19 protein-coding genes are annotated in these 14,712 nt (G+C 55.5%); 2 read left to right on the forward strand and 17 right to left on the reverse strand.

Annotation, left to right across the window (positions count from 1 at the left end; translation table 11 throughout):
• The first annotated feature begins 41 nt into the window (after positions 1 to 41).
• On the forward strand, positions 42 to 980 hold the full coding sequence (gene tagU / locus ACR1UW_RS00950; protein ID WP_033011800.1) for a polyisoprenyl-teichoic acid--peptidoglycan teichoic acid transferase TagU: 939 nt from the start codon (positions 42 to 44) through the stop codon (positions 978 to 980).
• A 32-nt stretch (positions 981 to 1,012) separates the two neighbouring features.
• On the opposite strand, the gene ACR1UW_RS00955 is transcribed toward tagU, so the two are convergent.
• From ACR1UW_RS00955 to spoIIID, 10 genes are all read right to left on the reverse strand, one after another.
• Complete coding sequence (locus ACR1UW_RS00955) at positions 1,013 to 1,798, reverse strand: SGNH/GDSL hydrolase family protein (RefSeq protein ID WP_033011798.1); 786 nt, start codon at positions 1,796 to 1,798, stop codon at positions 1,013 to 1,015.
• A 68-nt stretch (positions 1,799 to 1,866) separates the two neighbouring features.
• Positions 1,867 to 2,574, reverse strand: a complete 708-nt coding sequence (locus ACR1UW_RS00960; protein ID WP_080729654.1) for a polysaccharide biosynthesis tyrosine autokinase — start codon at positions 2,572 to 2,574, stop codon at positions 1,867 to 1,869.
• The gene (locus tag ACR1UW_RS00965) at positions 2,555 to 3,295 is read right to left on the reverse strand and encodes a YveK family protein (protein ID WP_033011796.1); all 741 of its coding nucleotides are present in this window, start codon (positions 3,293 to 3,295) and stop codon (positions 2,555 to 2,557) included. Before ACR1UW_RS00965 ends, ACR1UW_RS00960 begins: the two co-directional genes overlap by 20 nt.
• A gap of 144 nt (positions 3,296 to 3,439) precedes the next feature.
• Positions 3,440 to 3,808, reverse strand: a complete 369-nt coding sequence (locus tag ACR1UW_RS00970; RefSeq protein ID WP_033011795.1) for a hypothetical protein — start codon at positions 3,806 to 3,808, stop codon at positions 3,440 to 3,442.
• Positions 3,809 to 3,949: 141 nt separating this feature from the next.
• Complete coding sequence (fabZ, locus tag ACR1UW_RS00975; protein WP_033011793.1) at positions 3,950 to 4,387, reverse strand: 3-hydroxyacyl-ACP dehydratase FabZ; 438 nt, start codon at positions 4,385 to 4,387, stop codon at positions 3,950 to 3,952.
• Between the two features lie 52 nt (positions 4,388 to 4,439).
• Positions 4,440 to 4,808 (reverse strand): DNA-directed RNA polymerase subunit beta, encoded by a 369-nt coding sequence (locus ACR1UW_RS00980; RefSeq protein ID WP_033011791.1) that lies wholly within the window; start codon positions 4,806 to 4,808, stop codon positions 4,440 to 4,442.
• A 12-nt stretch (positions 4,809 to 4,820) separates the two neighbouring features.
• Positions 4,821 to 5,642, reverse strand: a complete 822-nt coding sequence (locus ACR1UW_RS00985; protein WP_498934327.1) for a flagellar hook-basal body protein — start codon at positions 5,640 to 5,642, stop codon at positions 4,821 to 4,823.
• Between the two features lie 21 nt (positions 5,643 to 5,663).
• Positions 5,664 to 6,494 carry a flagellar hook-basal body protein gene (locus ACR1UW_RS00990; protein WP_033011788.1) on the reverse strand — a complete coding sequence of 277 codons (831 nt, stop codon included), beginning with the start codon at positions 6,492 to 6,494 and terminating at the stop codon, positions 5,664 to 5,666.
• Positions 6,495 to 6,617: 123 nt separating this feature from the next.
• Positions 6,618 to 7,619: a rod shape-determining protein gene (locus tag ACR1UW_RS00995; protein ID WP_033011787.1), complete on the reverse strand. Its 1,002-nt coding sequence runs from the start codon at positions 7,617 to 7,619 to the stop codon at positions 6,618 to 6,620.
• 103 nt (positions 7,620 to 7,722) lie between these two features.
• Complete coding sequence (gene spoIIID, locus ACR1UW_RS01000; RefSeq protein WP_008880665.1) at positions 7,723 to 7,986, reverse strand: sporulation transcriptional regulator SpoIIID; 264 nt, start codon at positions 7,984 to 7,986, stop codon at positions 7,723 to 7,725.
• 311 nt (positions 7,987 to 8,297) lie between these two features.
• Here spoIIID and ACR1UW_RS01005 point away from each other — a divergent pair, with 311 nt between their 5' ends.
• Positions 8,298 to 8,807, forward strand: a complete 510-nt coding sequence (locus ACR1UW_RS01005) for a BsuPI-related putative proteinase inhibitor (RefSeq protein ID WP_033011785.1) — start codon at positions 8,298 to 8,300, stop codon at positions 8,805 to 8,807.
• 20 nt (positions 8,808 to 8,827) lie between these two features.
• On the opposite strand, the gene ACR1UW_RS01010 is transcribed toward ACR1UW_RS01005, so the two are convergent.
• From ACR1UW_RS01010 to spoIID, 7 genes are all read right to left on the reverse strand, one after another.
• On the reverse strand, positions 8,828 to 8,956 hold the full coding sequence (locus tag ACR1UW_RS01010) for a hypothetical protein (RefSeq protein ID WP_255407700.1): 129 nt from the start codon (positions 8,954 to 8,956) through the stop codon (positions 8,828 to 8,830).
• A 45-nt stretch (positions 8,957 to 9,001) separates the two neighbouring features.
• A complete protein-coding gene (locus ACR1UW_RS01015) occupies positions 9,002 to 9,538 on the reverse strand; it encodes a chromate transporter (RefSeq protein WP_033011782.1) in 537 nt (178 codons plus the stop codon).
• Positions 9,535 to 10,116 carry a chromate transporter gene (locus tag ACR1UW_RS01020; RefSeq protein ID WP_033011780.1) on the reverse strand — a complete coding sequence of 194 codons (582 nt, stop codon included), beginning with the start codon at positions 10,114 to 10,116 and terminating at the stop codon, positions 9,535 to 9,537. Before ACR1UW_RS01020 ends, ACR1UW_RS01015 begins: the two co-directional genes overlap by 4 nt.
• Before the next feature lie 25 nt (positions 10,117 to 10,141).
• Positions 10,142 to 11,746 (reverse strand): gamma-glutamyltransferase family protein, encoded by a 1,605-nt coding sequence (locus ACR1UW_RS01025; protein ID WP_033011779.1) that lies wholly within the window; start codon positions 11,744 to 11,746, stop codon positions 10,142 to 10,144.
• Between the two features lie 161 nt (positions 11,747 to 11,907).
• Positions 11,908 to 12,357, reverse strand: a complete 450-nt coding sequence (locus ACR1UW_RS01030; protein ID WP_015376050.1) for an Lrp/AsnC family transcriptional regulator — start codon at positions 12,355 to 12,357, stop codon at positions 11,908 to 11,910.
• Positions 12,358 to 12,520: 163 nt separating this feature from the next.
• Positions 12,521 to 13,414, reverse strand: coding sequence for a stage II sporulation protein SpoIIQ (gene spoIIQ / locus ACR1UW_RS01035; RefSeq protein ID WP_498934333.1), 894 nt, complete (start codon positions 13,412 to 13,414; stop codon positions 12,521 to 12,523).
• A 128-nt stretch (positions 13,415 to 13,542) separates the two neighbouring features.
• The gene (spoIID, locus tag ACR1UW_RS01040; RefSeq protein WP_033011776.1) at positions 13,543 to 14,571 is read right to left on the reverse strand and encodes a stage II sporulation protein D; all 1,029 of its coding nucleotides are present in this window, start codon (positions 14,569 to 14,571) and stop codon (positions 13,543 to 13,545) included.
• Positions 14,572 to 14,712 lie beyond the last annotated feature (141 nt).

Raw genomic sequence — 14,712 nt, forward strand, 5'->3', positions numbered from 1 at the left:
AAGTGTTGTGAGACATTTTTTATGATAAAGGAAGAGTACCGATGCGAACAAAACGGCGAAAAAAGAAGAAATGGATCCGCTGGCTGGCGGGGCTGTTCGTTGTGTTGCTTGCCGGGATAGGAGTGTTTGCCTATTCCGTTTACCATCATGTGAAACAAACGGCCAATGAGATGCATGAACAAGTAAACTGGAAGTCGGAGAAGCGCCAAGAAGAAGTGTCGTTCGAACGGAAAACGCCGATTTCGATTTTGTTGATCGGTGTCGATGAACGGAAAGGGGATAAAGGACGCGCCGATACGCTCATTGTGATGACGGTCAATCCGAATAAACAATCGATCGAAATGGTGAGCGTGCCGCGCGATACGAGAACGGAGATTATCGGAAAAGGGACGAAAGATAAAATCAACCACTCGTACGCCTTTGGCGGAGTGGAGATGACGATGGCGACGGTTGAGCATTTCTTAGATATTCCGATTGACTATTACATTAAAGTCAACATGGAAAGCTTCCGCGACATCGTGAATGCCGTCGGCGGGGTGACGGTGAACAACCCGTTCGCGTTTACGTATGAAGGGACGCACTTTCCGAAAGGCGAGATTACGTTAAACGGCGATGAAGCGTTGAAATATTCGCGCATGCGGAAAGACGACCCGCGCGGCGATTTCGGGCGCCAGGATCGGCAGAAGCAAATTATTCAAGCGATTATTGAAAAAGGGGCAAGCTTCTCGTCGCTCGCAAACTACAGCGATGTGCTGGCGGCGATTGGGAAAAACATTAAGACGAATTTGACGTTTGACGAGATGAAAAACATTCAGGAAAATTACAAAGACGCCCGCAAGCAAATTAAGCAGCTTCATATTACCGGACAAGGAACGAAAATTAACGGCATCTATTATTTAGTTGTGCCGGAGAGCGAGCGTCTGGCGATTTCGAATGAATTAAAAGAGCATTTGGAGCTGAAGGCGACGGCGTCGCGGTAAATGAGGCGCGCACCCATATCGGGTGCGCGTCTTTACTTAGCAATAAAGTATTTCGCCAAGGCCTCGGCCCATCGTTTGGCGCCTTCTTTCGTCGGCAAGTCGCTGTCCGGGTCGATGAAGGTGGCGAATTCGTCGCTTTCATCATCCGGCCAGGCGGGCCAATGATCGAGGTATGTATAGCCGTTCTCTTTGGCGAACGCTTGCAAGGCGGCGACTTGTTGGGGGTAGTACGTCGCATTGGCGATCGGGTTCGGCGGCTGCAACATCACGACCGCGTTCGGGGCCGCATTTTTCAGTTGCCCGATCATCGCTTGAATATGTTCGAGCGAATCGTCGATCGTGACGACTCCGTTGTCGTTTAAGAGAAATGGTTCTAGCAACACAAGGTCGGGTTGTTCCTCCGCCCAGTCGGCGGCGATGCGCTGTTCGTCGGCATCGGCTGTGGTGAACCCTTCATATTGATAGACAGTGATATCGAACACGCCCTTTCCGTATGCTTCGTCGAGGGCTTGTTTGAATAAATCAGGCCAACCGCCTTTCTCCGGAGTGGACTCCGAACCGGCGATCACGAGGCGGATCGGGCGGTTTTCGTTGACCGCCTGTTTCATGACATGTTGTGCTGCGGCGGGCAGTTGCTTGGCGCGGGCGAGCACCGTTTCTGCTTTATGGGCCATTTCGTCTTGTTTGGACGTCGTTTCCATTTTGGCGCGCGCCTCTTTTACTACCGCGGCGATATTTTGTTCCCAGTAGAAATGGCTCGCGACGATCAAAGTGAGGCAGGCTGCGGCGACAATGACAATCAACACAACGTTTTTCAACCGTTCTCTCCCCCTTCGTTTCTCTATCGCATGAACGGCTTCCCGCGCGCTGGGGAAGCCGTTCGTTGTTACTTGTATTGGTAGTAATAATAATGCCCGCCGTCGCGATGTTTCCGCTTGTTCAAGACGACGCCGAGCAGCTTGGCGTTCGCGGCTTCGAGCAGCTCTTTCGCCTTGACGGCCGCCTCGATTTCCGTTCCCCCGCTTTCGATGACGAGGACGGTGCCGTCGCATTGGTTGGCCAGCACTTGTGCGTCCGTTACCGCCAAGACAGGCGGGGTGTCGAAGATGACAAGGTCGAACGTCTCGTACAATTGTTCGAGGCATTGGGCCATTGCGTTCGAGCTAAGGAGCTCGGCCGGATTCGGCGGGATCGGGCCGGAGGTTAAGATCGACAAATGGTCGATCTCGGTCACCTGGCACGTCGGCAACAGCGGCGCCGAGCCCGTCAAAACGTTCGTTAATCCCATGTAGTTGTTTAACCGGAAGGTGTAATGGACCGTCGGTTTGCGCAAGTCGGCGTCAATGAGCAATGTCTTTTTTCCTTGCTGGGCGAAGGCAACAGCCAGATTGGCTACTGTCGTCGATTTTCCCTCACCTGGTCCAGTCGATGTTACAATAAGCGAGCGAAGCGGGCGGTCGATGAAGGAAAATTGAATGTTCGTCCGAATCGTCCGATATTGCTCGGCAATGGGTGATTTTGGATCTTCCGCTGTAATTAAGCTTCGTTCCAATCGTTTGAATTGTTGACGGTTGCTACGAGCCAATGGTTTCACCTCTTGTCTTCATGACGGATGGCTTCCCTTTTGCTTCGGTTTGTTTTGGATTCATCATGCTTACTGCCCCGAGCACCGGCAAGCCGAGATGTTTTTCGACGTCAGCTTCGGTTTTGATCGTGTTGTCCAAGTACTCGAGCAGGAAGGCGATCCCGACGCCGGTCATGAGGCCGACGACAAAGGCGATGGCCATGTTCAGCAATGGCTTCGGTTTGACTGGGGTTTGGTTTTCTTTCACTTCCGCTTTCGAGAGAATCGTCACGTTGTCGATGTTCATGATTTTGACGATTTCGTTTTTGAACACTTCGGCTGTTTTGTTGGCGATGTTCGCCGCCATGGCCGGATCGGGATCTTGGACGGTGACGGAGAACACTTGCGAGTCTTTTTCGCTTGAGACTTGGATTTGTTCGTTCAGCTCGTCGAGCGTCTGGTCAAGGTTTAACTCGTTTTTCACTTTTTCCAAAATGGTTGGACTTTTGATGATGACGCTGTACGTGTTGATGAGCTGCACGTTCGTCTGGATTTCGTTGAAGTTGTAGAACTGCTGCTCCGATTTCGCCTGGTTGACGAGAATTTGTGTCGATGCCTGGTAAATCGGCGTTAATAGAAAATAGCTGACCACACCGCTTACAACGGTCGCCAGCGCGGTGATCAAGACAATAAGCCAAAGCCGTTTGCGCAACGTTTCGAACAGTTCGCGCAAGCTGATTGTTTCTTCCATTGTGTACCCCCTAATCCCTCTCATCGTGTCGTTTACGGACGAATCCTAGAACATTATATCGAAAATAGGCGAATATATCTAGAAGAAATTGGTGCTAATTTGCGCCAAATAAAAAGGCCGCCTTGATTGGCAGCCCTTTTTTCGTTATTCATCTTTATTGTCTTTGTCGTTCGCATCCCGCGGGTCTTCAATCGGGTCTTCGCGGTCCGGAACCGTATCGCGCTCATCGTCGCCCGGTCCGTTGTTCGTATCGTCTCCCGGCGGGAGTTGATTGTTTTGGTTGTCGTTCAAATCGGTATCGCGGTTGTCCGGGATGCCGTCATTGTCTTTGTCGTTGTCGACGTTATCGTTTTGGTTGATGTCATCAGCCGGGTTCATGTCTCGGTCGTTGACATCGTTTTGGTTGTTTGGCGGCGGCGGATTGTTGTTGTCGCGGTTCATATTGCATCCAGCCGCTAAAAAGAGGGCGACAAGAGCGCTGAACAGCCGGATCAGCAATGCTTTTTTCTTCATCCTATCTGCTCCTTTCTATTGGTTGTGGTGACCTTATGTAAGGCCGGTCCTTGTTTATCTTTCCCAGAAAGAAACGTTTCATTCGTTCGCTATATAGCGCAGCCGACAAAAAACGCGCTCCCCCGAAGGAACGCGTTTTGTTCAGTCAGCTCGTTTGTCGCCAAGAGCGAACATCAACTCCGTTTCGCAGACAAGCTCGCCGTCGACGGTGGCGATGCCTTTGCCTTTGCCGATGGCGCCGCGGGCGCGGAGGATTTCGACTTCCAAGCGGAGCTGGTCGCCCGGCTTGACTTGCTTTTTAAAACGGCAGTTGTCGATGCCGGCGAAAAAGGCGAGGCGGCCCCGGTTTTCCTCGCTCTGCAGGAGGACGACGGCGCCGACTTGGGCGAGCGCTTCGACGATCAACACGCCAGGCATGACCGGGTATTCGGGGAAGTGGCCGGCGAAATAGGCTTCGTTGGCGCTGACGTTTTTGATGCCGACGGCGCGCTTTCCTTCTTCGATTTCCAGAATGCGGTCAACAAGCAAAAACGGATAGCGGTGCGGGATGATCGCTTGGATTTGTTGGATGTCAAGCATAGAAACACTCCTTTTTCATGATCATCAAGACGATGACGCGGCGAGGTGCTGCTTACGTCCCTTTTTCGACAAAGTCGAGGATGTGCTGCCACGTCGAGGGGCGGAACACGTCAAGCCACGCTCCGTCGCCGATGGCGCTGTAGCCAACGACCGCGCCGGCGGCGAGGCTTAAGGCCATCAAGGCGGCGACGATGATGAGCCGAAGCCCAATCCGGATGAGCCGGGTGCGCGCGAAACGGCGCGGCTTGGCGCCGCCGCTTTCGGCCGGTTCGACCTCGGATGGCGGTTCGTTCGCTTTGTCCGCCGGTTGTTCTTCCGGCAAGGCAGCGGCCGCGCCGATGTCGGGCGGGCTGGCGGCGGAGCGTTGCTGTTTTCGCCGCGCAACGCGGGAGAGCGGCTCGTTTTTCGTTTCATTGCTCATGGCGATCTCTCCTTATGAGGAGCGCAAGTTGTTGATGATCCCGAGCATCTGTTCGGAAATGGAAACGGCGCGGGCGTTCAGCTGATAGGCGCGGTTGGTCGCGATCATGCCGGTCAATTCCTCGCCGAGGTCGACGTTCGATTGCTCGAGAGCCCCTTGTTTCATGGCGATGTCGTTGCGCAAGGCGCCGTTCAATTCCCGCGCGGCGCCGGGGACATCCGGCAAGGTGAAGACGTTGTCGCCTTGCGCTTCGAGAAGCTGCGGACGGTCAATGGCGGTGACGCCAAGGTTCACGCGGGCAACAACCGCACCGCTGGCATCAGTGGCCGTCAGCGTCCCGGTTGGGGAGAGCTGAAAGCCGGTTGTGCCGGTGGGAAATTCGATGGGCCGATTCGCTTCATCGAGCACCGGGCGACCGTCGCTTGTCACGAGGGCAAGACGCCCGTCCATAGGAGTGACAGAAAAGTTGCCAGCGCGGGTGTAGCCGATCGTTGTGTCACCGTTGGCATTGGCGACTTGAACGCGAAACCATTGGTTGGCGGCGGTGAAGGCGAAATCGAGCGCGCGGCCGGTCTCGACGAGCGTTCCTTGAGCAGACACAAGCATCGTCGAGGCGAGGCGCGCCCCGTTGCCGTAACGCACGCCAGGCGGCGTTTGGCGCGGCGCTTCGTCGTTCGGCAGACGGTCGACTTGCTGGGCGAGGAGCTCAGCGAAGCTCGCTTCGCGCCGTTTAAAGCCGACGGTGTTGCTGTTGGCGATGTTGTGGCTGATCGTATCAAGCCGCTCTTGCAAGGCGTTCATCGTGTTGGCGGCGGTGAGCATCGAACGAAGCACGGGCTTGTCCTCCTTTTGTCATCATTTCAGGCGGCCGACTTCATTGACGGCCTTGTCCAAGCTGCGGTCGTACGCTTGGATGATTTTTTGGTTTGCTTCAAACGTTCGGTAAGCCGCGAGCAAGTCGGTCATCGTCCGCTCAACGTCCACGTTCGACCGTTCGAGAAACCGCTGCTTGACGGTATACGTGACATTGCCGGGCGCCTGCGGCAACGGCCCTGCCGTGCTGCGGAACAGGCCGTTTCCTTCCTTCACCAATGTTTGCGGGTTGGCGGCGAAGACGACGCCGAGGCGGGCGATTTCCCGGTTTCCGGCGATGATCGTCCCGTCGTCGCGGACGGCGAACGTTTCATTCGGAACGGCGATGCGCTCGCCGTTGCCATCGAGCACATACCAACCGTCTTGCGTGGTGAAATAGCCGTCCGGGCTCACGGTGAAATGGCCGTTGCGCGTGTACCGGATGTCGCCTTGGCCGTTTTCGACGGCAAACAAGAGCGCCCCGCGCTGCCCGCTTGCCGGGTCGACCGGGACTTGTCCATCGACTAAGGCTACATCAGTGGAGAGACCGGTTTCTTTAATATCCCCTTGGCGGAAGTTCGGGATGAGTTCTTGCATATAGACACCCGTCTGGAGCGGCCCGATCGCCGTTTGCGTCAGAATGGCGCGCGGCGGGGCGGTCGGGATCGGCTCGTCCTCGAGGCGGCTCATCAACAGTTCCGGAAACGCTCTCATCGCTCCTGCATCAGCTTTGTATCCCGGCGTTTCGGCGTTCGCCAAGTTGTTGGTCAGCATCTCGACGCGCCGCTCCTGGGCGAGCATGCCGCTCGCGGCGGTATACAATCCTCTTAGCATGACAGCTCCCTCGCTTGTCCATGAAAATTCGTGGCAGAAAGCCGCTGCCGGCGTTGGCGGGCGGCTTGTTGATTCCATTATAGGCGGGCGGGGGCGGCAGCCGCATCCCCTGCTTTTCCTTTTTTACACCAACTGCGATTTCGGCGCGCGGTCGATGTTCTCAAGCATCAGCCCGGTGCCAAGGGCGACGCAGTCCATCGGATTTTCGGCGATGAACACCGGCAGCTTCAGCTCTTCGGCAAGCAACTGATCGATGCCATGCAAGAGGGCGCCGCCGCCCGTTAAGATGACGCCTCGGTCGATGATGTCGGCCGACAGTTCCGGCGGCGTGCGCTCGAGCACGCTTTTCGCGGCTTGTACAATCAAGGACACCGGCTCGCGAAGCGCCCGTTCGATCTCCTCCGAACGGACGGTGATCGTGCGCGGCAGTCCGGTGACGAGATCGCGGCCGCGGACGTCGATTTCTTCGGTCCGTGCGCCTGGGAATACCGTTGCGACTTTGATTTTAATCTCCTCGGCCGTTCGTTCCCCGATGAGCAGCTTATATTCGCGCTTGATGTAGTTTAAAATTTCCATATCGAACTTGTCCCCGGCCATTTTAATGGAAGAGGCGGTGACAATGTCCCCCATCGAGAGAACCGCCACGTCGGTCGTGCCACCGCCAATATCAACGACCATGTTTCCGCACGGCTGAAAAATGTCCATTCCGGCGCCAATGGCTGCGACTTTCGGCTCTTCCTCCAAGTACACTTTTTTGCCGCCGCTTTTTTCTGCTGCCTCTTTGATCGCTTTCCGTTCGACCGATGTCGTGTTCGTCGGGCAACAAATCAAAATGCGCGGTTTGGCGAAAAAGCCTTTTAGGTCGAGCTTGCTTAAGAAATGCTTCAGCATCGCTTCCGTAATGTCAAAGTCCGCAATGACGCCGTCTTTGAGCGGCCGAATGGCAACAATATTCCCAGGAGTACGTCCGACCATTCGTCGTGCTTCTTCGCCGACTGCGAGCACTTTGTTCGTGTGTTTATCAATCGCCACGACGGACGGCTCATTGAGCACGATGCCTTTGCCTTTGACGAAAATGAGGACGTTCGCCGTGCCTAGGTCAATGCCGATATCTCGTGAGAACATACATGCTCCTCCTTGCCTCTGCCCTAAAATCATTCCTAATAGATTATTCTACCATATTTGCCCCCCGGAATGATACTGTAAACGGCAGATGGCAAGGAAAAAGTCAGTTGTTTTTCACCGCTTGCTTTTTGTACTTCTTCTTCGTCGCTTCACCGCCGCGCAAATGGCGGATCGATTTATGGTAATCGAGGATTTGCTTCACTTCTTGGGCCAGCTCCGGATTGATTTCCGGCAGCCGCTCGGTCAAGTCTTTATGCACGGTGCTTTTCGACACGCCAAACTCTTTCGCGATGACGCGAACGGTTTTCCTCGTCTCCACGATATACTTGCCAATCTTGATCGTACGCTCTTTGATGTAATCGTGCACACCACTCGCCCTCCCTAGGTTGGATGTGAGAAGTGAGAAGTGTGAAATGAGACTCGTCTTGCCACTGATGAGCGCCGCTTTCGTTGGATGTCTTGGAAGCGTCTTCGCCGCGTCGCTTGCCGGTTGTGAACGATCCCCACCTCAACCACTCTCATTGCTGTTCAATTTGTAACATTTTATTAGACAAAACGGGCATATATACCAGAAATATCAAGGCGGACAACGGTTTTTTCACAATTTTTTTGCGGTTTGTAACGGAGGGGAAATGGGAAACGACTATATGTATAGAGAGGAAAAAAGGAGGAGCTGGCATGGGCAAAGGAAAAATGATCGGCGTCGCAGCCGTGTTGGCCGGGGTGGCGGCGGCGAGTGCGCTGTTTATGTATAATAGCGGCAACGAGCGCCCGCAGGCGAAAGATGATTTGCTTGGCCCCGCTCCAGCGGGCAAACCAGCGCCCGCAGGCGGGAAAGGGATCATCGCCGGAACGTTGGAGCCGTCGCTCACATACGAAAAGCAAAACGATGCTTACGTGTTTACGTTTACGGTCAAAAACCAAACGGAGCGCGTGCAAACGGTGACGTTCACGAGCTCGAAAAAGTATGACTACATTTTGTACCGCGATGGCCAAAAGGTGAAGCAGTACAGCGAAGGGAAGATGTTTGCACAAATTTACGAAGAGCGCACGTTAAAACAAGGGGAAGAACTGTCCTTTCAGGAAACGTTCCGCGGCCTGGAGCCCGGAACGTATACGCTTGAGTGGTGGCTCGCCGACCAAAACTGGCCGAACGCGCGGGCGAAAGTGACGTTTACGGTGCAATGAGGCTTCGGGCGAATGACAAGTCAAACGGCCGGCCGCATGCGGCGCATGCCAAACGCCGCTCGTGCCGAGTTGGCCAACAGCCCGGTGAGAGAGGGCGCCCGTTCGCCTGTCAACGGCAACAATGACGACAAGAGGGATGCTTCCGTCACTGTGAGGAAGCATCCCTTCCATCTTTCTTTAGCCATAGAGGCCATTCATGGCGAGAGAAACACCGCCCCGTACACGAGCGCCAAGGCGATGACGTACGCCGGATGGAGGCGCCATTTGCCGAACATCAACAAGGCGCTGGCGGCAGCGAGACACACCATTTGGACGAGCCCGGCTCCTTCGTACGACTCGCGAAAAAAGTCGATCGCCATGATCCCAAGCATGACGGCGATCGCCGGGCGGATGTAGGCGGTGAGCCGCTTTACTTGCGGCGCGTCTTTCCATTTGTACAAGAGCTGCAAAAGAGCCATCAGCAAAATAAGCGACGGGGCGACGCTCGCAAACACGGCGACGGCGGCGCCAAGAATGCCGGCTTGTTCATAGCCGATATAGCCGGCCATTTTCGTCGCGATCGGGCCGGGCAACGAGTTGCCGATCGCCAGCACTTCACTGAATTCATTGACCGTCATCCACTGATAGCGATCGACGACTTCGTGCTCGACAAGCGGGATGGACGCCGGGCCGCCGCCATAGCCCAAAATGCCGGGCCAAAAAAAGGCGAGAAACAGCTGCCAATAAATCATGACGACGCCCTCCTTTCTCCGCCTTTGTCTCTATCCGCCGCCTTGGGCTTGCTTCGGCCGACAAACGCCGCCACCAGCAAAATGGCAACGACAAGCGCCGGATGAAGGCCGAGCCACTGCAAGGCGACAAAGCAGGCCAACAGGAGCAGAGCGGCCGGCCAAATGCCGAGGGCGGCGCACGCCTGCTTGGCGAACTGCCACGTCATTTCCGCCAACATGACCGCCACGACCGGCAACACCGCTTTTGTCATCCCGGCAACCCACGGCGTGTCTTTGAACGACGACAGCGCGGCCAGCAGCACGATCATCAGCACGACCGTCGGGGCGGTCGTCGCCAAGACGGCGTTCACTAAGCCGAGCGCGCCGCCGACACGGTAGCCGATATAGCCAGCGAGCTTCGTCGCGATCGGGCCAGGCAAGGCGTTGGCAATGGCGAGAATTTCCACAAACTCTTCATCGGTCATCCACCGGTATTTTGTCACCACTTCGGCGCGCACGAGCGGGATCGAGGACGGCCCGCCCCCGTACCCGAGCATGCCGACGCGGAAAAAAGCAAGAAATAAATGCCATTGGTTCATCGAAGTCATCCCTTTATCGTGAGTCTCACCAAGCGGCGACCGCCCCGTCCGTGCGCGGCTCCGTCCCGGCGGCAAGCACGCCGGTGTCAGGATCGCGCCAAATGATTTGTCCGCGGCCGAACGGACCTCCGTCTAAGGCAAAGCGAATGTCATGCCCTTTGCGTGCGAGCGCTTCGGCGATATGGCGCGGGAAGTGCGGCTCGACGAGCACCGTTTTTCCTTCCATCCACTGCCAGCGGGGCGCATCGAGCGCCGCTTGCGGGTTCAAGTCAAAATCGATGGTGTTCATGATCACTTGCAAATGCCCTTGCGGCTGCATAAATCCGCCCATGACACCGAACGGGCCGACCGGCGCGCCGCCTTTGGTCAAAAAGCCGGGAATGATCGTATGGTACGGCTTTTTCCTTGGCGCCAGCCCGTTCGGATGGCCTTCATCAAAGGCGAAGTTATGGCCGCGATTGTGCAAGGCAATGCCCGTTCCTGGGACGACGAGGCCGGAGCCGAAGCCCATGTAATTGCTTTGAATATAGGACACCATATTCCCTTCGCCGTCGGCGGCGGCCAAATAGACCGTGCCGCCTTTGGGCGGCGTCCCCGGCTCCGGCGTGAGCGCCTCCGCGCCGATTTGCGCCCGGCGCATGGCGGCAAACGACCCCGACAACAGCTCGTCTGGGCTGCAGCTCATATAACGGCGGTCGGCGATGTACGCTTTGCCATCGGCAAAGGCCAGCTTCATCGCCTCGATTTGCCGGTGGTGCGTCTCGACATCCGGGACGCTTGGCACGTCAAACCCGCTCATGATGTTGAGCGCCATCAACGCGACAAGCCCCTGCCCGTTCGGCGGAATTTCCCACACTTCATAGCCACGGTAGGAGACGGAGATCGGCTCGACCCATTCCGGTTCGTACTCGGCGAGGTCGTCCGCCGCCAAAAAGCCGCCGTATTGCTTCGAGAAGGTGGCGATTTTTTCCGCCAGCTCGCCGCGGTAAAAGCTTTCCGCCTCCGTTTCGGCAATGGAGCGGAGCGTCGCCGCATGGTCCGGAGACGCCCACACTTCCCCGATCTTCGGCGCGCGGCCGCCCGGCGCAAACGTCGCAAACCACGAGGCGAACTCCGGCCCGTTCAGCGCTTCTTTGTACACCCGATAAGCGTTCGCCCAGTATTTGCCCAGCACCGGCGATACTGGGTAGCCGTTTTCCGCATAGGCGATCGCCGGAGCGAGCGTTTCGGCAAGCGGCAGGCGGCCAAAGCGCTTCGCCAGCGCCGCCCACGCCGCCGGCGCACCCGGGACCGTCACCGGGGCGAAGCCGTATTTCGGCATCTCCGTATAGCCGCGCTCTTTCAACGCTTCGATCGAGATCGCTTTTGGCGCATAGCCGCTCGCGTTTAATCCGTACAGCTTCCCGTCTGTCCAAACAAGGGCGAACGCATCGCCGCCGATGCCGTTCGACGTCGGTTCGACAACCGTTAAGCAAGCAGCCGCAGCGATCGCCGCATCGATGGCGTTGCCGCCTTTTTTCAGCACCTCAAGCCCCGCTTGCGCCGCGAGCGGCTGCGATGTCGCCACAACGCCGTTTTTGGCGAACACCGTCACTCGCTGCGATGGGTATGGGTGGTATAGGTAGTCCATGGCCGGTATGTCCCTTTCTTTTGTTAAGTAAATTGAATCAAGTTCTTAACAAACGGAATATTTCCTCTTTCCATCCATTTTAAAAGAAAACGGGCACTATTTCCAGCTTTGTTTGGCGAAATAGGTCTAATATTTCGAAAAATTTTGCTGCTTCATGGCCGCTACAACTTCAACCCCGTCCGGCTCTTGAAGCGGCGAAGCAAAATATGACTCTCCACTCTCGTGATGCCTTCTAACGCATACAGTTCATTGTTGATGAATTTTTCGAGGGCGGCAAAGTCTTCGACAAGGACGTGCATATGGAGCGTGCTTGGGCCGGTCATTTGGTAGCAGCTCGCCACGTTCGGATTCTCCGCCAGCTTTTGCGCCACTTCGACCAAATACGCCGGCTCGCAGTCAACCTCGAAAAACGCCGACACTTGTTTGCCGAATTTCTCCGAATTGATGACAACGGTAAACTTCTCAATGACGCCGTGTTTGACGAGCTGGTTGACCCGCTCGCGGACGGCGACACGCGATAAGTTGAGCTTTTTGCCGATGTCGACGTACGACATGCGGCCGTCTTCAATCAACAGTTCCAGAATTTTGCGGTCAATGTCGTCTAGTTTCACTGCCTTGTCACCTGCCTGCGCATCCATTTTTCTATCATTATATCGGTTGAAGCGGTGCGTGGGAAACCTTTTCTTTCCGTTGCGCTCCTCTTGAACGAGAAAAAGACCCTTCTGTTTGTCTTGCAAACAGAGGGTCTTTTCCTTTTGTCAGGCGCTATGTCGATCAAGCTCTCGCCATGCCGATCGAGGCATTTGGCGTTTTGTAGGAAGACGTGTCATCATGTTGGTCTTGCTCATGGTCGCTTGGCGCCGTTGTGTTTTCGTCAGCCGGCGTTTGTTCGGTTTCCTTGGCCGGGCTTTGTTCACTCGGCGCGGTTTCGTCGCTTGGCGTCACGTTCTTCTCTTCGCTTGCGTTGGCGTTATCTGTTCCGGCGTTGTCTTCGGCTTTGTCGGTCAAGGCGGTCAACGGTTTGTCGATATAGTCGATCGGGTTGACCGGTTTGCCGTCTTTGCGAATTTCAAAGTGGACGTGGATGCCTGCTTGTTTGTTAAACTCGCTTTGCCCTGCCTTGCCAAGCACTTCGCCTTGTTTCACCGTATCGCCTGCTTCCACTTTCACGTCGGCAAGCGATTGATAGACGGTCGTGACCCCTTGTTCATGATTGATTTCCACAACGTAGCCTAAAATCGGGTCTTTTTCCGCTTTCGTTACCGTGCCGCTTAATGCAGCCGTAACGTCAAACGTTTTGCCGTCCTGGCGCACAAGGTCGATCCCTTGGTTCGGATGGTACGTATGATCGTAAAAGACGAGGGCTGCTTCCTGTTCTTGTTCTGATGCGTTGTCATCATAGAACGGTGTTTTGACTTGCACGGCGTTCGGGTCAAGCACAGGCATCGCGATGTTTTCGACCGCTTCATTGACCGGAACAGCCGGGTTTTCCTGCTGGGCGGTGCCGTTTTTCGCGACGTTGTCTTCGCCCGCGTCCTCTTGTTTGCCCGCTTGGAACCAAAGCGCGCCCGCGACGATCAACGCCGCGCAAGATAGATAAATAGCCGGAAATACCCAACGCTTGCGGAAGAAACGCTTCAGCGACGGTTGTTTTTGTTCCTCTCTCATGTTCATCACCTCAGCAACCATTTTGAACAGAAAGAGGAAAAGATATACACGCCGAACACCATTTTTTTGCTTATTTTTTGATATTCTCCCGCATTTTATGCAAAAAAAAAATCGGGGCAGACGCCCCGTCATTGTTTGGCGGTCAACTTGTTCAAAAAGGCGGTCGCTGAAGAGATGCGGACGCCGCGGTAATAATGTTTCACGATGTCGGCGTACGTTTTTCCTTCTTGGGCCATAAAATTGGCGCCGTATTGGCTCATGCCGACGCCATGGCCGTAGCCTTTCGTCGTGATGATGATGTCATCGCCTTTCCGCACCCACGTAAAGTCGGTCGACGGCAAGCCGAGCCGTTCACGAATTTCGCGGCCCGTGAACGTCTTCCCGCCGATTTTCACCTCTCCGACGCGGCGGCCGGGCGTGCGCGATAAAATGACGCCGACGGATCCGTCTTTTGGCAGCGCGATCCCGAGCCTCCGCTCAAATTCGGCGACAGACATCGTTTTTCGCTGATAAAACTTCGGGGATTGTTTGTCCCATGGGCTGGCGACGCTTTTTAAATACGGGATATCGTTTTGCCAGTACGCTTCGGAATTTTCCGTATAACCGTTGCTTGTGGAAAAGAAGAGCGCTTCAATCGGTTCGTTGTTGTACGTTAAAATTTGCCCGCGCGTATCCAGAACCGCTTTGGTCACTTTTTTGATCTTCCAGTCGTAATCGCTTCCCCATAACTTCCGCAGTTCGTCATCGCTGTAATACACTTGGTGCGCCACTGTGTCGGTCACATTCGCCCCTTGCGGCAGGCGGAACGGCTGGTTGGCGAGCATCTGTTTGACGATGTACGTTCGCGCCGTTAAGGCCTGCGCCTTTAACGCCTCGAGCTCAAATTCAGCCGGCATTTCCGCCGCCACCACCCCGATGACGTACTGTTCAAGGGGGATTTTTTCCACGCGCTGTTCTTTGCTTCGGTAAACCGCCACGTCAATGGACGGCCCTTCGGCTGCCTGCGAACGCTGGAGTTGTTCGTGCTTCTGCAACTGTTCCGTCAATTTCGCCACCTTCCCGTCGTAAAACGGCAGGACAAGCGCTGCGGGAATGACGAGGATGGCCACAAACAGGCATAGTGCAAGTACCATTACCGGTTTCAGTCGTTTCACCATAGCCGAGCCCCCAATATGCATTTTCTAAGCCCAAGCGGACATGATCAACCAATGCCTGCATGGCTTCAGTTCGTTACTTATAGTTATGGGCTCGGACAAGTATATATGACTGTTTTCTTTCGCGTCTCCTCCCGTCCTGGA

Source organism: Geobacillus lituanicus, from assembly GCF_050994965.1.
GTDB classification, from domain to species: domain Bacteria; phylum Bacillota; class Bacilli; order Bacillales; family Anoxybacillaceae; genus Geobacillus; species Geobacillus stearothermophilus.